At 61.5% G+C, this 16,706-nt stretch carries 16 protein-coding genes; 5 read left to right on the forward strand and 11 right to left on the reverse strand.

The annotated features are described in order from the left end of the window. Nucleotides 1-15: 15 nt before the first annotated feature. Nucleotides 16-1,170: a type III PLP-dependent enzyme gene (locus DWB67_RS03785; RefSeq protein ID WP_119806205.1), complete on the reverse strand. Its 1,155-nt coding sequence runs from the start codon at nucleotides 1,168-1,170 to the stop codon at nucleotides 16-18. A gap of 319 nt (nucleotides 1,171-1,489) precedes the next feature. On the opposite strand from DWB67_RS03785, the gene DWB67_RS03790 reads away from it, so the two are divergent. Continuing rightward, a complete protein-coding gene (locus DWB67_RS03790) occupies nucleotides 1,490-1,840 on the forward strand; it encodes a DUF1428 domain-containing protein (protein ID WP_119806206.1) in 351 nt (116 codons plus the stop codon). A 66-nt stretch (nucleotides 1,841-1,906) separates the two neighbouring features. Beyond that, on the forward strand, nucleotides 1,907-4,996 hold the full coding sequence (locus tag DWB67_RS03795; RefSeq protein WP_119806207.1) for a valine--tRNA ligase: 3,090 nt from the start codon (nucleotides 1,907-1,909) through the stop codon (nucleotides 4,994-4,996). 43 nt (nucleotides 4,997-5,039) lie between these two features. Here DWB67_RS03795 and DWB67_RS03800 read toward each other — a convergent pair whose 3' ends face one another. From DWB67_RS03800 to DWB67_RS03810, 3 genes are read right to left on the reverse strand one after another with little or no spacing between them, the layout of a single operon-like run. Beyond that, nucleotides 5,040-6,143 carry a pyridoxal phosphate-dependent aminotransferase gene (locus DWB67_RS03800; protein ID WP_119806208.1) on the reverse strand — a complete coding sequence of 368 codons (1,104 nt, stop codon included), beginning with the start codon at nucleotides 6,141-6,143 and terminating at the stop codon, nucleotides 5,040-5,042. Between the two features lie 42 nt (nucleotides 6,144-6,185). Continuing rightward, a complete protein-coding gene (locus DWB67_RS03805; protein ID WP_119806512.1) occupies nucleotides 6,186-6,422 on the reverse strand; it encodes an Lrp/AsnC ligand binding domain-containing protein in 237 nt (78 codons plus the stop codon). A 30-nt stretch (nucleotides 6,423-6,452) separates the two neighbouring features. Then, complete coding sequence (locus tag DWB67_RS03810) at nucleotides 6,453-7,829, reverse strand: MATE family efflux transporter (RefSeq protein ID WP_119806513.1); 1,377 nt, start codon at nucleotides 7,827-7,829, stop codon at nucleotides 6,453-6,455. A gap of 130 nt (nucleotides 7,830-7,959) precedes the next feature. Here DWB67_RS03810 and DWB67_RS03815 point away from each other — a divergent pair, with 130 nt between their 5' ends. From DWB67_RS03815 to plsY, 3 genes are read left to right on the forward strand one after another with little or no spacing between them, the layout of a single operon-like run. Then, the gene (locus DWB67_RS03815) at nucleotides 7,960-8,919 is read left to right on the forward strand and encodes an aspartate carbamoyltransferase catalytic subunit (protein WP_119806209.1); all 960 of its coding nucleotides are present in this window, start codon (nucleotides 7,960-7,962) and stop codon (nucleotides 8,917-8,919) included. A 2-nt stretch (nucleotides 8,920-8,921) separates the two neighbouring features. Beyond that, the gene (pyrC, locus tag DWB67_RS03820) at nucleotides 8,922-10,202 is read left to right on the forward strand and encodes a dihydroorotase (protein WP_119806210.1); all 1,281 of its coding nucleotides are present in this window, start codon (nucleotides 8,922-8,924) and stop codon (nucleotides 10,200-10,202) included. Beyond that, nucleotides 10,199-10,780: a glycerol-3-phosphate 1-O-acyltransferase PlsY gene (plsY, locus tag DWB67_RS03825; RefSeq protein WP_119806211.1), complete on the forward strand. Its 582-nt coding sequence runs from the start codon at nucleotides 10,199-10,201 to the stop codon at nucleotides 10,778-10,780. Before pyrC ends, plsY begins: the two co-directional genes overlap by 4 nt. A 26-nt stretch (nucleotides 10,781-10,806) precedes the next feature. On the opposite strand, the gene DWB67_RS03830 is transcribed toward plsY, so the two are convergent. The 7 genes from DWB67_RS03830 to uvrC form a co-directional block, all read right to left on the reverse strand. Continuing rightward, nucleotides 10,807-11,217: a hypothetical protein gene (locus DWB67_RS03830; RefSeq protein ID WP_119806212.1), complete on the reverse strand. Its 411-nt coding sequence runs from the start codon at nucleotides 11,215-11,217 to the stop codon at nucleotides 10,807-10,809. A 152-nt stretch (nucleotides 11,218-11,369) separates the two neighbouring features. Continuing rightward, the gene (locus DWB67_RS03835) at nucleotides 11,370-12,740 is read right to left on the reverse strand and encodes a glutamate--cysteine ligase (protein ID WP_119806213.1); all 1,371 of its coding nucleotides are present in this window, start codon (nucleotides 12,738-12,740) and stop codon (nucleotides 11,370-11,372) included. A 72-nt stretch (nucleotides 12,741-12,812) separates the two neighbouring features. Then, entirely contained in the window at nucleotides 12,813-13,364 is a 552-nt protein-coding gene (locus DWB67_RS03840) for a hypothetical protein (protein WP_182911483.1), read from the reverse strand. Beyond that, entirely contained in the window at nucleotides 13,345-13,779 is a 435-nt protein-coding gene (locus DWB67_RS03845) for a molybdenum cofactor biosynthesis protein MoaE (RefSeq protein ID WP_119806215.1), read from the reverse strand. The genes DWB67_RS03840 and DWB67_RS03845 overlap by 20 nt, the downstream gene beginning before the upstream one ends. Nucleotides 13,780-13,783: 4 nt before the next feature. Then, entirely contained in the window at nucleotides 13,784-14,035 is a 252-nt protein-coding gene (gene moaD, locus DWB67_RS03850; RefSeq protein ID WP_119806216.1) for a molybdopterin converting factor subunit 1, read from the reverse strand. Further along, on the reverse strand, nucleotides 14,025-14,657 hold the full coding sequence (pgsA, locus tag DWB67_RS03855; RefSeq protein WP_119806217.1) for a CDP-diacylglycerol--glycerol-3-phosphate 3-phosphatidyltransferase: 633 nt from the start codon (nucleotides 14,655-14,657) through the stop codon (nucleotides 14,025-14,027). Before pgsA ends, moaD begins: the two co-directional genes overlap by 11 nt. A 72-nt stretch (nucleotides 14,658-14,729) precedes the next feature. Continuing rightward, nucleotides 14,730-16,580 carry an excinuclease ABC subunit UvrC gene (gene uvrC / locus DWB67_RS03860; protein ID WP_119806514.1) on the reverse strand — a complete coding sequence of 617 codons (1,851 nt, stop codon included), beginning with the start codon at nucleotides 16,578-16,580 and terminating at the stop codon, nucleotides 14,730-14,732. Nucleotides 16,581-16,706: the final 126 nt, after the last annotated feature.

Raw genomic sequence — 16,706 nt, forward strand, 5'->3', positions numbered from 1 at the left:
GGCATGAAAAATCGCTTATGACAGTTGCATCACTGTTGCGTTGGTCACCGCGCCGAACCCGTTGAAACGGGTATTGGTCACGGTGGAATAGGCCCCCGCCCCGTGGAAGATGACATAGTCACCTTCGACCGCATCATCGGGCAGGCCCAATTCGCCGGGCAGACGGTCGACCGAATCGCACGTCGGTCCAAAGATGACACGCCCGTGCGTTTCGCCGGTGCGCGGGGTGCCTTCGGGGGACAGAACCTCGATCCGGTCAATGTTCCCGACAATCGGCAATTCCGCCAGACCGCCATATACGCCGTCATTCAGAAAGACATCGCCACCATCGCGGATACCCTTGATACGCGTGATTAATGCATAGGCGTCGGCGCACAGCCCACGTCCCGGTTCGCAAACCAGCGCAGGGGCGTTGTCGCCAAACATCTCGGTCGCGGTATCGCCGATTTCCTGAAAGATCGAAGCCAAGTCAGGTTCGACCCCGATCACCCGATGAGACGGAAAACCACCGCCGACGTTCAGGCGAACCGCTGCAACACCCGCCATATCGCAGATATCCTTGGCCACGCGGATATAGCTTTCCCATGCAATCGGGTCGGTACATTGCGTTCCCGGATGGAAGGTCAGCGACGGGACATAGCCGCGGCGCGCCACCTCGGCCAGCAATTCGGCGGCCAGTTCGGGCGAGGCCCCGAATTTTGACCCGAAGTCATAAGCCGCACCCAAAACCGGCAGCTTGAAACGGGGCGAGATTTCGACCCCTTTATCGCCGACCTTGGCCGGCACCTGTTCGAACAGCTTGTCCAATTCGGATTTGCTGTCCACCGACCACGACGTAATTCCAACGCTGACCGCATGCGCAATTTCTGAACGGCCACGGACAGGGTTGTGGTAATGGCGCGCCGCATGCGGTGCCATCCGCCCGATCAGATCAATTTCGAACGGTGAGGCGACGTCGAAACCCTGAATACCCGCAGTGACCAGATTCTGGATCACGGCCTCATCTGGGTTGGATTTCACAGCATAGGTCACAAGGCCCGGAAAGCCTTGAATGAACTGCCGCGCGCGATCCTGCAGGACCGTTGGCGCGAAGACCATGACCGGATGTTCCGGAGCAAGATGGCGAATGACATCCGCCGGATTATCCCAGACGGTCTTCTGTTGTCCCATTGCGGTTCCTTTCGCAAAGAAAGATGAGCGGGTTGATATGCCGAACCCAGAATTGCGCTTTTGGGTTCCGATTTCGCTGATGAAAAGACCAGAAATGCATGACAGCCCCGTTATTATGACGACAATCATGTCAGTTTCACAAAATCAACCGGCAGCATCGCGCGACGGAACGCAACGCCGGATCACATTGCCATAATCAGGGGTGTCTTTTATCCGAAAAACCGTCCCGCAAACCGGATCCCGCCCCCCCAAAAATCTCACCGCTTGCCCCGAATCTGCAACAGGCGCACCCTGCCCGCAGCCAGAGGGAGTTGGAGAGATGAGCTATTATTCAGGTTTCGTCGCAGCTGTGCCTGCGGATAAGCGCGAAGAATATGCCGCGCATGCGACAAAAGCATGGCCGGTGTTCAAACAGCACGGCGCATTGCGCATGGTCGAAACATGGGGCGAGGATGTCCCCCACGGCAAACAGACCGATTTTTACCGCGCCACGCAGGCGCAGGAACAAGAGGTTCCGGTCTTTTCATGGATCGAATGGCCCGACCGCGCCACAGCCGATGCCGCATGGGCCGCGATGATGTCCGAAGACCATCCCGAAATGGCCGATATGCCATTTGACGGCATGCGGATGTTCTGGGGCGGCTTCAGCCAATTGGTCGATCTTCGCTGACACCGGCGTCTCTTGGCCTTTTGTCCCATATTCGCTAATCCATCCTCAACAAAGGGGATCGCAACGATGACGATGGACAAAAGCTTTGACGCCAAGGCCGCCGAGGCCCGTATCAGCGCCGAATGGGAACAGACCGGTGCATTCGCCGCAGGGGCCAATGCATCGCGCAGTGAAACCTTCACGGTGATGATCCCGCCCCCCAATGTCACCGGCAGCCTGCATATCGGCCACGCCTTCAACAACACGCTGCAGGACATCCTTGTCCGCTGGCACCGGATGCGCGGTTTCGACACACTGTGGCAGCCCGGTCAGGACCATGCGGGCATCGCCACCCAAATGGTCGTCGAACGCCAGATGGCGCAGCGCGATGAACCGAACCGCCGCGAGATCGGCCGCGATGCCTTTGTCGAAAAGATCTGGGACTGGAAACAGGAATCCGGCGACACGATCATCAACCAGCTAAAACGCCTTGGCGCGTCCTGCGACTGGTCGCGCAATGCGTTCACCATGTCGGGTGCCCCCGGCGCGCCCGCAGGTCAGGAAGGCAACTTCCACGACGCCGTGATCCGCGTCTTTGTCGATCTGTACAACAAGGGCATCATCTATCGTGGCAAGCGGTTGGTGAACTGGGACCCGCATTTTGAAACCGCCATCAGCGACCTTGAGGTCGAGAACCGCGAAGTGCCCGGCCATATGTGGCATTTCAAATACCCGCTGGCGGGCGGCGAAACCTATGAATACATCGAACGCGACGAAGACGGCACCGTCACCCTGCGCGAAACCCGCGACTATATCAGCATCGCGACGACCCGCCCCGAAACCATGCTGGGCGATGGCGCGGTGGCTGTACATACCGATGATGCCCGCTATGCCCCCATCGTTGGCAAGCTGGTCGAAATTCCGGTCGGCCCCAAGGCCACCCGCCGTCTGATCCCGATCATTACCGATGAATATCCCGACCCCGATTTCGGGTCCGGCGCGGTCAAGATCACCGGCGCACATGATTTCAACGATTACGAAGTCGCCAAGCGCAACAACATCCCGCTTTATGCGCTGCTGGATACCAAGGGCGCGATGCGGACCGACGGCCTGTCCTATGCCGAAAGCGCGGAAATCGCGTCACGCGCGTCCAAGGGTGAGGACGTCGGTGACGTTACCAACGTGAACCTTGTGCCCGACGAATTGCGCGGACTGGACCGGTTCGAGGCCCGCAAGCGCGTGATCGACCAGATCACCGCCGATGGTCTGGCCGTGACCTATCTGCACAAGGAAATCGAAAAAGAGACTGGCGCAGAACATCTGGAACGCCGCCCCGTCATCGACAACAAACCGATCATGCAGCCATTCGGCGACCGTTCGGGCGTGGTCATTGAACCCATGCTGACCGACCAGTGGTTCGTGGACACCAAACGCATCGTCGGCCCCGCGCTGGACGCCGTGCGCGATGGCCGCACCCAGATTCTGCCCGAGCAGCATAAAAAGGTTTATTTCAACTGGCTGGAAAACATCGAGCCTTGGACCATTTCCCGCCAGCTGTGGTGGGGACACCAGATCCCCGTCTGGTACGGTCTGGACCTGTCGGTCGAGAACTTCGTCGATGACGAAAGCAATGGTGCGCTGGACGAGGTCGAGCTGTTCCGCCTGTTGGCAGACGGTCTGGTCCATGCCGGCGAACGCCAGCAATGCGCCGCGCATTTCGATGATGTCGCAGCCCTTTACGGCAACCTTATTGCCGACCTGCCCCAGCCCCTGTCCCACAGCCGCGTGGTCGAGGTTGCCGACCGTGACGCCGCCGTCCACATGCTGGCGCAATCGCTGGCCGCCTATAACCTGTCGCAGGACCCGACCGAGCTGGTCTATCCGGTCTGGCGCGACCCTGACGTGCTGGACACATGGTTCAGCAGCGGCTTGTGGCCCATCGGCACGCTTGGCTGGCCCGAACCCACGCCGGAGCTGGAAAAATACTTCCCGACCGACGTGCTGGTCACCGGCTTTGATATCATCTTCTTCTGGGTCGCCCGCATGATGATGATGCAGCTGGAGGTGGTGAAGGATATCCCCTTCCACACCGTCTATGTCCACGGATTGGTGCGCGACGAAAAAGGCGCGAAGATGTCCAAATCCAAGGGCAATGTCATCGACCCGCTGACCCTGGTCGATGATTTCGGTGCCGACGCGCTGCGCTTTACGCTGACCAGCATGGCCGCAATGGGCCGCGACCCCAAGCTGGGGCCAAAGCATGTCGAGGTGAACCGCAATTTCGTCACCAAGATCTGGAACGCGACCCGCTTTGCCGAGATGAACGGCGTGCGCGGCGGTGCGGCACGTCCCATGCCGACCCATACCGTGAACCGCTGGATTATCGGCGAAACCGCCCGCATCCTGATGGCCACGGATGAGGCGCTGGCCAGCTATCGTTTCAACGATGCGGCGACGGGGCTTTATGCCTTTGTCTGGGGCAAGGTCTGCGACTGGTATGTGGAATTCGCCAAGCCTTTGTTTGACGGCGACCACGCACAGGAAACCCGTGAAACCATGGGCTGGGTGCTGGACCAGTGCTATCTGATGCTGCACCCGATCATGCCCTTCGTCACCGAAGAGCTGTGGTCCCTGACCGGTGACCGCAAAGGTATGCTGGTGCATGGCGACTGGCCCGAACTGGGGTCCGACCTGATCGACGCGGATGCGGATCGCCAGATGAACTGGGTCATCGCCCTAATCGAGGCTGTGCGTTCCGCCCGTTCGCAGATGGGCGTGCCCGCAGGTGCCAAACTGGACCTGATCGTGACCGAGGCTGACGCCGCCGCCCGCGCCGCCCTGACCGCCAATGCGCCCCTGATCGAGCGTCTGGCGCGGGTCAACACGCCGGTCGATGGCGTAGCGGGCAAGGGCATGATCGCCGTTTCCGCCCAAGGGGCCAGCTTTGCCCTGCCCATCGGGGATGTGATCGACGTGACCGCCGAAACCGCACGTCTGAAAAAATCGCAGGCGAAATCGGTCAAGGATGCCGAAGGGCTGCGCAAGCGCCTGTCGAACCCCAAGTTCGCAGAAAACGCCGAACCCGAGGTGATCGAGGAAACCCGTGCCAAACTGGCGGCACTGGATGACGATATCGCCCGTCTGGCGGCGGCGCTGGATCAGCTGGCCGCGATGTAAGATCATCCCCGCCGGTGGGCTATTCCACCGGCGGGGACAGCCTTTAACCTGCGTTCAGTTCGTCCAACGCCTTGGGCAGCACGACGGACAGCAGGTCCATTTCATCTGCCGGACCGCAACTGATGCGGATACAGCGGTTCAACGGGGCCACACCCGGCATGCGGATAAAGACGCCCCGATCCTCAAGCGCCTTTACCAGATTTGCGGCATATGCGCCGTCATATCCGGTATCTACCGCAACGAAATTGGTGGCCGAAGGCAGCGCCCTCAACCCGTTCTGACGCGCGATCTGGCCGATACGGTCACGCGATTGCGCCACCTGATCCTGCACATGCGCCAGCCATTCGGTATCGGCCAGCGCCGCCAAGGCTCCCGCCTGCGCGATGCGGTTCACGCCGAAATGGTTACGGATGCGATCAAAGCCCGCAATCAGATCGGGCGCACCGATGGCATAACCGATCCGCGCCCCCGCCAGCCCGTAAGCCTTACTAAAGGTCCGCATGCGAATCACACGGGGGTCGTCTGCGTCGATGTCGGGAACAGCCTCTTGCGGGGCAAGCTCGATATAGGCTTCATCCAGCAGCAACAGGCAACCGGCGGGCAGTTGATCCAGCATGGCTTCGATCACCTTGCCGGAATGCCAGCTGCCCATCGGGTTGTCGGGATTGGACAGATAGACCATGCGCGAGCCGGTCTTATGGGCGGCCTCGATCAATGCCTGCGGGTCTTCGTGATCGTCGCGGTAAGGCACCTTGTGCAGCACACCGCCAAAGCCCGTGACGTGATAATTGAAGGTCGGATAGGCCCCTTCGGATGTGACAACCACATCACCCTGTCCGATCATCAGGCGCACCAGCACACCCAGCAGACCATCGACGCCTTCGCCGATGACCAGATTATCAACGCGCACACCCAGATGCGCTGCCAGCGCATTGGTCAGATCATGGCTGGGGGCATCGCCGTATTTCCAGATTTCCGGAACGGCATCGCGCATGGCCTGAATGGCACGCGGGCTGGGGCCAAAACCGTTTTCATTGGCGCCAAGTCGTGCACCAAAGGGCTGGCCGCGCCGACGCTCTAATGTTTCGGGGCCAACAAACGGAATGGTTGAAGGAAGTGAGGCGGGGATCGGGGCAAATCTGGTCATCCGCGATTCATGCCCGCAACCGCCCCCGTCCTGCAAGGGGGCTTAGAATGCCTTGAAGGTCATCGTCGTCAGGGTGCGGCTGATGTGAGGAACATCGAACAGCCGGTCGGACAGATAGCGGCCGACATCCTCATCCTCGGGGATATAGATCTTGGCCATCAGATCGTAATCGCCCGATGTGGAATACAGCTCGGACACGACTTCGCGGTCATAGATGGCTTCGGCAACCTGATAGGTCTTGCCGGGTTCACAGCGGAACTGGACGAAAACGGGGCGCATCATATCCTCCGGATCTTGGGTTGGCGCAGGTTAGACCGCAGCGCGCGGCAGGGTCCAGTCCCCGCGCGCATGACCGCGCCAGAACCGCCACATCAACAGGACCGAGGCCAGCGTCAGCCCCGCGCACAGCCCCAGCCACAACCCCGCCGGACCAAAGCCCATGGGGAACGCCAGCCAATAGGCCACAGGCATGCCGACCCCCCAATAGCTGAAGCCCGCCATCCACATCGGCACATTCGTGTCGTGAACACCGCGCAGGAAGCCAAGCGCGATCACCTGAAACGCATCGGTCAGCTGGAACAGCGCCGCATACATCAGCAGGCTGGCCCCGATGGTGACGATCAATGCTGCCTGCGGGTCGGCAGGGTCCAGATACATGCGGACCAGCTGGTGCGAAAACAACATATAGATCGAAATGGCGATCGCGGCGAAAACCAGCGACATCCAGATGACGGTGATCGCAGCGTCGCGCATCCATGCACGGTCGCCCCGCCCCTTGGCCTGCCCGACACGCACGGTTGCGGCATTGGACAGCCCCAGATGCGCCATGAAGGTGATCGAGGTGATCTGCAGCGCGATTCCATGGGCGGCCAGCTGCGGGATACCGATCCAGCCCATCATGATGTTCGAGGCGACGAACAAACCGCCCTCGGCCACCATGGTCACGCCGATGGGCCAGCCGACGCGGGCGATCTGCCCCATGGCCTGCCAGTCAGGCCGCCAGAACCGCTGGAACAGATTATACTGCCGCGCAACCGGCAGCCAATGCGCGTAAAGCACCAGCAGGATCAACTGGATGATCTGCACGGTGACACTGGCAATGGCCGCGCCCTGAACACCCAGTTCCGGCGCGCCCAGATTGCCGAAGATCAGCACCCAGTTCAGTGCGATATTCAGCGGCAGGCCCGCCAATGTGACCCACATCACCACCTGAGTGCGTTCCAAAGCCGCCAGATAGGAATTCAGCGTCAGCTGGCCCAGCACGATGCCCAGCCCCCAGCCTGCGATTCGCAGATAATCCTGCGCCAGTGCCGACACCATCGGCGTCTGGCCAAGCGCCAGCAAAATCGGTTCTGAAAACCACATCAGCGGCATGACGGCCAAGGCAAAGCCCGCCGACAGCCACAGCGCCATACGGGCACCGCGGCGAACCTCTGTTTCATTGCCGCTGGCGATATGGCTTGCGATCAGGCCCATCACGCCGGTGCCGAAACCCATGCCCAGAAAGAACAGGATATGGAAAAACGATCCGGCGATGATCAGCGCGGCAAGGGGTTCGACCCCGTACCAGCCGATCATGACAGTGTCGCCCACGCCAATGGCCATGCGGGCAAGATGGCTGCCGATCAACGGCAGGCCAAGCGACAGGGTCGCAAGGATATGGGGGCGATACCGGTTCATTTGCATGGCTTCGCCATATCTGGGCAAACACGATCGGGCAAGTGATCTTTGCATTGCCTGCAACCGGCCCCGTTCCGCTTGCCGCACGGCCCGCCATCTGCAATAGATCGCGCACCCCCAGACCAAGAGGCTGCACATGAGCTTTCGCGCCCGCCACCTGCTGGGCATCGACCATCTCAAACCCGCCGAGATCGTGTCGTTGCTGGACCTGGCACAGGAATACGCCGCCCTGAACCGCCGCACCATCAAACATTCCGATGCGCTGGCGGGCATGACCCAAATCAATATGTTCTTCGAAAACTCGACCCGCACGCAGGCCAGCTTCGAACTGGCAGGCAAGCGGCTTGGGGCCGATGTGATGAATATGGCCGTCAGCCAGTCCTCGGTGAAAAAGGGCGAAACCCTGATCGACACCGCCCTGACGCTGAACGCCATGCAGCCCGACCTGCTGGTCGTGCGCCACCCCAATTCCGGCGCGGTGAACCTGCTGGCCGAAAAAGTGAACTGCGCGGTGATCAATGCAGGCGACGGGCGGCATGAACATCCGACCCAAGCCCTGCTGGACGCGCTGACCATCCGCCGCGCCAAGGGTCGCCTGCACCGCCTGACCATCGCCATCTGCGGCGACATCGCCCATTCCCGTGTGGCGCGGTCGAACCTGATCCTGCTGGGCAAGATGGAAAACCGTATCCGCCTGATCGGGCCATCGACGCTGATGCCCGCCGGTGCCGCCGATATGGGGGTCGAACTGTATGAGGATATGCGCGAAGGCCTGAAGGGCGCCGATGTCGTCATGATGCTGCGCCTGCAGCGTGAACGTATGGACGGGGGCTTTATCCCTTCGGAACGCGAATATTACCACCGTTGGGGCTTGGACGCCGAAAAGCTGGCATTGGCTGCCCCCGACGCCATTGTCATGCACCCCGGCCCGATGAATCGCGGCGTAGAGATTGACGGCACCATCGCCGACGACATCAACCGCAGCGTCATTCAGGATCAGGTCGAAATGGGCGTCGCCGTGCGTATGGCGGCGCTGGATCTTCTGGCGCGGAACCTGCGCGCCGAACGCGGCCGCGCTGCCGCAGGCGGGGCATAATCATGGACCAGTTCTTCACCAATGCCCGCCTGATCGACCCCGAAGCCATGACCGACGACATGGGCAGCCTGCTGGTCCGCGATGGTGTTATCATCGGACGTGGCGGCCCTGATGACGCCGCCCCCGAAGGGGCGACCGTCATCGACTGCCGTGGCCGCGCCTTGGCCCCCGGCATCGTCGATTGGGGCGTAAAAATCGGCGAACCTGGCGAACGCCACAAGGAAAGCTTCCGCAGCGCCGGTCTGGCCGCAGCCGCTGGCGGCGTCACCACCATCATTGCCCGCCCCGACACCCTGCCCCCCATCGACACCCCCGAGGCACTGGAATTCGTCGGCCGCCGCACCGCCGATGCCCCCGTCAACATCCACCACATGGCCGCGCTGACCAAATCGCGCGAAGGCCGTGAGATGGTCGAGATCGGATTTCTGACCGATCTGGGCGCCGTGGCCTTTACCGACGGCGTCCGCGTGGTGCGTGACACGAAACTGCTGACCCGCTGCATGACCTATGCCCGCGGATTGAACGCCCTGATCGTCGGCCACCCGCAAGAGGCCGGCCTGTCGCAAGGTGCCGCCGCGACCAGCGGAAAATTCTCCTCGCTCTACGGCATCCCCGCCGTATCGCCGATGGCCGAGGTGATGGGTCTGGACCGTGATCTGGCGCTGGTCGCCATGACCGGCTGCCGCTGGCATGCCGACCAGATCACCACGGCGGCATCGCTGCCCGCGCTGGAACGCGCCCGCAAGGCGGGGCTGGACGTGACGGCGGGGATCTCGATCCACCATCTGACGCTGAACGAATTCGACGTCGGTGATTACCGCACCTTCTTCCGCTTTACCCCGCCCCTGCGGTCCGAGGACGACCGTCAGGCGATGGTGCAGGCCGTGGCAGATGGCGTGATCGACGTCATCGCCAGCTTCCACACCCCGCAGGACGAGGAATCCAAGCGCCTGCCCTTCGAAGAAGCCGCCCCCGGTGCCGTCGGCTTGCAAACCCTGCTGCCCGCCGCCCTGCGCCTGCATCACCAAGGCGGGCTGACCCTGCCGCAACTGTTGCGGGCGATGTCGCTGAACCCCGCACGTCGCCTTGGCCTGCCCGCAGGCCGTCTGTCGAATGGTGCCCCTGCCGACCTGATCCTGTTCGATCCGGACGCCCCCTTCATCATGGACCGCTTTGCATTGTTGTCGAAATCCAAGAACACCCCCTTTGATGGCGCCCGCATGCAGGGCCGCGTTCAGGGCACTTGGGTCGCAGGCCGCCGCGTTTTCGGAGAGAACACATGACCCTGATCCTCTGGACCCTGTTCGGATATTTGCTGGGGGCCGTTCCCTTCGGGCTGGTCATCACCCGCGCGCTTGGTCTGGGCGATCTGCGCCAGATCGGATCAGGCAATATCGGCGCGACTAATGTGCTGCGGACGGGCAATAAACCCGCCGCCCTTGCAACCCTGCTGCTGGACAGCGGCAAGGGCGCGATCGCCGTGCTGCTGGCGCGTCATTTTGCGGGCGATACGGCAGCCATGCTGGCAGGCGGGGCTGCGTTTCTGGGACATTGCTTCCCCGTATGGCTGGGCTTCAAGGGCGGCAAAGGCGTGGCGACATTCCTTGGCACGGTGCTGGCACTGCATTGGCCCTTGGGCCTGATCGCCTGCGCCGCATGGGCCGCTACAGCCGCCGTCACGCGCATCAGCAGCCTCAGCGCGCTGATCGCTGCCGTGGCTGTTCCGCTGGCGGCCGCGATCACGGGACGCGGTGATCTGCTTGCTGTAACCTGCTTTATGACGCTGCTGATCTTCATACGCCATCACGCCAACATCCGGCGCCTGATGGCAGGAACGGAACCACGCATCGGGCGAAAATAAAAATGGGGGCCAAAACCCCCGTGATGTCAGCGTTCCGCGACCAATGATCTGCCCGCAGGACGGGCTGGTCTGGTTGGGGCCGGATCGGCCTTCTTTGGAACCTCTTGCAGGTTTTTAGGGGTAAACGGCCCGATCGGATCGGCAGCTGCTTCTGGAACGGCTGGCCCCACAGGGCGCAATTCCGCCCCACGGATGGCCATACGACGCAAAGCCTCGGCGCTGCGCTGCGCCGACCCCGCGATCGAGATCAGCGCCAGACAAGCCCCTGCCAGCAGGATCAGCGCGACCATGCCCACGACGCCCATAAACACCGGCCAGGGTGGAATTCCTTCGGCCTGACGCACCAGAACCACGACAGCACCGGTCAGGGCGACCACGCCCACCAAAAAGACGGCGGCAACCAAGCGCCCGACCCATTGCATCATATTTCCACGCATCACCCGCACCCCACTCCGGTCATTCCCCGACCGAGGTGCCACCAAGCCGCAGGCAATTCAAGCCGCCCTATTCTCACCTTACCGTGCATCCTGTGCGCGGGCGGGGGGTGCGGGGGGCTGGCCCCCCGCCTGTCGCGGGACGCAATCAGGGCTCAATACGAATATTCGTCATAGATATTGGAAAGATCACCGGCCCATTCGCCGCGATATTTCTCCAGCAATTCGTCCGAGGGGACTTTACCGCTGTCCACGCTTTCCTTCAGTGCATTCAGGAAATGCGTCTCATCCGGCACCAACCCGTCATTGCCGGGGCGGGCGCGGTTCTTCAGACCCTGTTCTGCAATGGCCAGAACCTCGCGCGACAGGTCATGCAGGTTGATATCACCCACCTGCCCCTGCAATCCGTCACGCCCCGCCGCCACGCGCAGACCTTCGCGGGTTTCGGCGTCCCAGCCCTTGATCAGATCGCTTGCCGCATCCAGCGCCTGCTGGTCATAGGTCAGCCCGACCCACAGCGCCGGCAACGCGCAAAGGCGGCGCCACGGGCCACCATCGGCACCGCGCATTTCAATGTATTTCTTCACGCGGGCTTCGGGGAAGACGGTCGTCATGTGATCGGCCCAATCCGACAGGGTCGGAACCTCGCCCGGCAGGGCGGGCAGCTGGCCTTTCAGAAAATCACGGAAGCTCTGGCCAAGCGCGTTGATGTATTTCCCGTCGCGATAGACGAAATACATCGGCACATCCAAAACGTAATCGACCCAGGCCTCGTATCCGAAGCCATCCTCGAAGACGAAGGGCAGCATGCCGGTGCGTGCCGCATCAAGGTTCTGCCAGATATGGGCACGCCACGACTTCATGCCGTTGGGCTTGTTGTCAAGGAAGGGCGAATTGGCGAACAGCGCCGTCGCAACCGGCTGCAAGGCCAAGGCGACGCGCATCTTCTGGACCATATCCGCCTCGGACGCGAAATCCAGATTCACCTGAACCGTGCAGGTGCGGTACATCATCTGCGTGCCAAGCGCGCCGACATTGCCCATATAGTCGGTCATCAGGCGATAGCGCCCCTTGGGCATCATCGGCACTTTGTCCTGCCCCCAGATCGGTGCTGCGCCCAGACCGATAAAGCTGGCACCGATGTCGGCGGCGACGGCTTTCACTTCGGCCAGATGGCCGTTCACCTCGTCGCAGGTCTGGTGGATGGTTTCCAAAGGCGCGCCGGACAGTTCCAGTTGGCCACCTGGTTCAAGGCTGACATTCGCGCCGTCGCGTTCCAGACCGATCAGGTTTCCGGCCTCCAGCACCGGTGTCCAGTTGTACCGGTCGCGCAGACCTTCCAGCATTGCCATGATCGAGGTTTTACCCTCGTACGGCAGCGGCATTTTCTGCGCGTCGTCATAGCCGAATTTTTCGTGTTCCGTTCCGATACGCCACTGGTCTTTGGGTTTTTCACCGCTGGCGATATATTCGGCCAGCTGGTCACGATGTTCGATGGGGCCTCCGCCCTGCTGTGGAATGGACATGGGTCTGAGGCCTCTCTGGCGTTTGCTTGTTCGGTCACAGGTGGCAATCGTGCCCCCGCAAGTCAAGACGCGTCAGGAAGGTCGGCGCCAAACTGTGCGAATTGCGTCTTTCTGATCCGCCACTTGCGCCAGTGCTGCCGACACCATGCCCATGTCCAGACCGGGCAATGCGGTAAAGGCATCCGCCAGTGCCGATGCCCCCAAAGCATCCGCCGGAACCAGCAAAGCCTCGGCTGAAACGCTGCGAAGACGCCAATGTGCCTGCCCCTGAACGCGCATCAGGCGGATTTCGGAGAGATCGCGCAGGGCAATCTCTCCTCCGCGCTCTGTTGCACCATAGTAACGGATGGCGCCTTCCACGACCTCGACCACGCCGGGGGCGGAGACGGGTCGGCGGAAGGGATTGCGACGAAATGCGTTGATGGCCAGCACGCCGCCGATCAACATCACACAGGCACCGACAGCGGCCAGAAACCATCCACCCGAAAGCGCAATATAAAGCCCGATCAGGAAGACCCCCGCAAAGACCAGCACTTCCGAGTGGTGGGCCATCCATTGCCGCAATTCGGACCGGATCATGCGCCTGCCCTTGGGGTCGGGGGCGTTACCACCTGTCCAGCGCATCCTCGTCGCTGGCTTTGGCATCGACCCAATTTGCCGATCCGTCCTGACCGATTTCGCGCTTCCAGAACGGGGCGCGCGATTTCAGCCAGTCCATCAGGTAATCGGCGCTTTGAAAGGCCGCGTGGCGGTGGCGGGCGGCGGTGGCGACCATCATGATCGTTTCACCGACCCGAACGCGGCCATGACGGTGGATGATCCGCCAATCGGCCAGTTCGAACCGCTGTGCGGCAGCATCGCCGTAATCCTGCAAAGCGCGCTCGGTCATGCCGGGATAATGTTCAATCTCTAACGCGGCCATCTGGCCGGTATCGTCGCGCACCACACCGGTAAAGGTGACGATGGCACCCGCCCCTGCGCCAAAGCCGTCCATTTCGGCGGCAAGATCGAAAGGGGCTGTCTGGACACGGGCCGACATTGCGTTAACCGCCGGTCATCGGGGGAAAAAATGCCACCTCGCGTGCATTGGCGATGGCTGTGTCCAGATCGACCAGCTGCTGGTCCACTGCGCAGCGCAACGCCGCTATATCGCCGAATGCCGCCGCATGTCCGTCAGACCGCGCCGCCAGATCGGCCACCAGTTCGCGAACGGTCGCTGCATCGCTGGTCACGGTTTCACGCGGCTGGCCGACGCGTTCGCGCAGCCATGCGAAATACAGAACCTCAAGCGTCATGTTTGGGCCCCCGCAAATAAGGCAACGCCTTGACGAAATAATCCCAACCGGTCCATGCGGTCAGTCCGGCGGCAATCCAGATCAGGATCAACCCGATATGATTGGCAATGGCATCAAGGCTGAACGCCCAGATGATGCCGGTTTCACCCACACGCGGCGGCTGGCCATGTTCGACATAGGACAGCCCCGTCCCCAGAAACAGCACCGAGATGGCCACCATCTGCAGCGTGGTTTTCCACTTTGCCAGATTGGTCACGGCCAGCTTGCGCGACTGGTCACCCAGAAATTCGCGCAGGCCGGATACGAAAACCTCGCGGAACAGGATGATGGTCACGGGCAGGATCAACCACGGGTTCATTCCCGAATAACCGGCAATCACCACCAGCGCGATCACCACCATCGCCTTATCGGCAATCGGGTCCATCGCGGCACCAAAGCGGCTTTCCTGTTTCCAGGCGCGGGCAAGATACCCGTCGAACCAATCGGTGACCGAGGCCAGCAGGAACAGCGCCAGTGCCGCCCAATCCGCCCATGGTCGTTGAAAATACAGGAACATCAATGGCACAGCCGGGGCCGCGCAAAGACGCATGAGGGTCAATATGTTAGGCAGGGTCCAACGCATGACCGCAAGCTAGACGGTGCTGCGCCGGTTTGAAAGAGGCAAGGCGGCCTTGTCGATCAACTTGTCGATGGATCAGCCCTTTACGTGGAAATGGTCATAAACCTTTTGCGCAATCGCCGCAGAAATGCCGTCAACGGCCTGCAGATCGGCCAGACCGGCGCGACCCACCGCCTTGGCACTGCCGAAATGGGTCAACAGCGCCCTTTTCCGCGCCGCACCGACCCCCGCAATTTCATCCAGCGGATTCGACATGGCGGCCTTGGCACGTTTGGCGCGATGGGTGCCAATGGCCCAACGGTGCGCCTCGTCCCGCAGGCGTTGCAGGAAATACAGCACGGGGTCGTTCATCCCCAATGCGAAGGGGCGCTGGCCCGTGCGGTGGAATTCCTCCTTGCCGTGATCGCGGTCCTGACCTTTGGCGACGCCGATCATGGCGATATCCTCGACCCCCATTTCGGCCATGATTTGCGCCACGACCGATACCTGCCCCGCGCCGCCGTCGATCAGCAGCAGGTCGGGCCATGCTTCGGACTGGCGGTCGGGGTCTTCTTTCAGCAGGCGGGCAAAGCGCCGGGTCAGAACCTCTTTCATCATGCCGAAGTCATCGCCGGGCGTGATCTCGGTGCCTTTGATGTTGAACTTGCGATACTGGCTTTTGATGAACCCTTCGGGACCGGCGACGATCATCCCGCCGACGGCATTCGTGCCCATGATATGGCTGTTGTCATAAACCTCGATCCGGCGCGGGGCGGCGGGCAGATCAAAAGCCTCGGCCACACCTTCCAGCAGGCGCAACTGGGTCGCGCTTTCGGACATGCGGCGGGCAAGGCTTTCGCGGGCGTTGCGCAGGGCATTGGCCACCAGATCCAGCTTTTCGCCCCGCTGGGGGACCAGAACCTCGACCTTGCGACCGGCGCGTTCCGACAGGACATCGCTGGCTAGATCGGGGTCCTCCAAAGCATGGGACAGCAGGATCTGCCGCGGGGGCGGCTTGTCATCATAGAATTGCAGCATAAAGGCCTGCATCACCTCATCCGCGGATTCCGCCCCGCCCAGACGCGGATAGAAATCACGGTTGCCCCAGCTTTGGTTGCCACGAATAAAGAACACCTGAACACAGGCCTGCCCGCCTTCCATATGCAGGGCAATGATATCCGCCTCGGCCACGCCCTTCGGGTTGATGGATTGCACCGATTGCACGGCGGTCAAGGCGTTGATGCGGTCGCGCAGGGCTGCGGCGCGTTCATATTCCATCTCCTCGGCTGCTTTGGCCATTTCGGCTTTCAGATCGGCCTGGATGGTCGTCGATTTGCCCTGAAGGAAGCGTTCGGCATCATTGACCAGCGCATTATAATCAGGCGCGCTGATCCGCCCCACACAGGGACCGCTGCACCGCTTGATCTGGAACAGCAGGCAGGGACGGGTGCGCGATTCAAAGGTGCTGTCGGTGCAATTGCGCAGCAAAAACACCCGCTGCAACTGGGTCAGCGTGCGATTGACGGCACCCGCGCTGGCAAAGGGACCATAGTAATCACCCTTTTCCGACCGTGCACCGCGGTGTTTCTTGATCTGTGGATAATCATGCGATTTGGCCACAAGGATATTGGGAAACGACTTATCGTCGCGCAACAACACGTTATAGCGGGGCTTCAGCTGCTTGATCAGGTTTTGTTCCAGCAGCAGCGCTTCGGTTTCGGTATTCGTGGTCAGAAACATCATGCTGGCGGTTTCACGGATCATCCGCGCAATCCGCCCCGAATGCCCCGAGGGCCGTGCATAATTGGACACACGCGCCCGCAAATCACGCGCTTTGCCGACATAAAGCACCGCCTGTTGGGCATCCAGCATCCGGTACACGCCGGGGCTGCCGTCGATGGTGCGAAGATAATCCTGGATCAGGGCGTGGCCGGTTTTCTGGGTCATGGCGTTAACAAAGTGATTCTGGGTCGCCTCTGCAAGTTCTGAGGTGCCGCGCAAGATGAAAGCTTTCCACGGAATCTGTGGATAATTCTGTGGGTGGCCTGTGTGGGACCACCGAGTCGCCCAGCA

The sequence above is a fragment of the Paracoccus sp. JM45 genome (assembly GCF_003590715.1).
Lineage (GTDB): Bacteria > Pseudomonadota > Alphaproteobacteria > Rhodobacterales > Rhodobacteraceae > Paracoccus.

Coding starts and splice junctions, on each gene's coding strand:
- DWB67_RS03785 (WP_119806205.1), bottom strand. CDS start 1,170: ATGGGACAACAGAAGACCGTCTGGGATAATCCGGCGGATGTCATTCGC.
- DWB67_RS03790 (WP_119806206.1), top strand. CDS start 1,490: ATGAGCTATTATTCAGGTTTCGTCGCAGCTGTGCCTGCGGATAAGCGC.
- DWB67_RS03795 (WP_119806207.1), top strand. CDS start 1,907: ATGACGATGGACAAAAGCTTTGACGCCAAGGCCGCCGAGGCCCGTATC.
- DWB67_RS03800 (WP_119806208.1), bottom strand. CDS start 6,143: ATGACCAGATTTGCCCCGATCCCCGCCTCACTTCCTTCAACCATTCCG.
- DWB67_RS03805 (WP_119806512.1), bottom strand. CDS start 6,422: ATGCGCCCCGTTTTCGTCCAGTTCCGCTGTGAACCCGGCAAGACCTAT.
- DWB67_RS03810 (WP_119806513.1), bottom strand. CDS start 7,829: ATGCAAATGAACCGGTATCGCCCCCATATCCTTGCGACCCTGTCGCTT.
- DWB67_RS03815 (WP_119806209.1), top strand. CDS start 7,960: ATGAGCTTTCGCGCCCGCCACCTGCTGGGCATCGACCATCTCAAACCC.
- pyrC (WP_119806210.1), top strand. CDS start 8,922: ATGGACCAGTTCTTCACCAATGCCCGCCTGATCGACCCCGAAGCCATG.
- plsY (WP_119806211.1), top strand. CDS start 10,199: ATGACCCTGATCCTCTGGACCCTGTTCGGATATTTGCTGGGGGCCGTT.
- DWB67_RS03830 (WP_119806212.1), bottom strand. CDS start 11,217: ATGCGTGGAAATATGATGCAATGGGTCGGGCGCTTGGTTGCCGCCGTC.
- DWB67_RS03835 (WP_119806213.1), bottom strand. CDS start 12,740: ATGTCCATTCCACAGCAGGGCGGAGGCCCCATCGAACATCGTGACCAG.
- DWB67_RS03840 (WP_182911483.1), bottom strand. CDS start 13,364: ATGCGCTGGACAGGTGGTAACGCCCCCGACCCCAAGGGCAGGCGCATG.
- DWB67_RS03845 (WP_119806215.1), bottom strand. CDS start 13,779: ATGTCGGCCCGTGTCCAGACAGCCCCTTTCGATCTTGCCGCCGAAATG.
- moaD (WP_119806216.1), bottom strand. CDS start 14,035: ATGACGCTTGAGGTTCTGTATTTCGCATGGCTGCGCGAACGCGTCGGC.
- pgsA (WP_119806217.1), bottom strand. CDS start 14,657: ATGCGTTGGACCCTGCCTAACATATTGACCCTCATGCGTCTTTGCGCG.
- uvrC (WP_119806514.1), bottom strand. CDS start 16,580: ATGACCCAGAAAACCGGCCACGCCCTGATCCAGGATTATCTTCGCACC.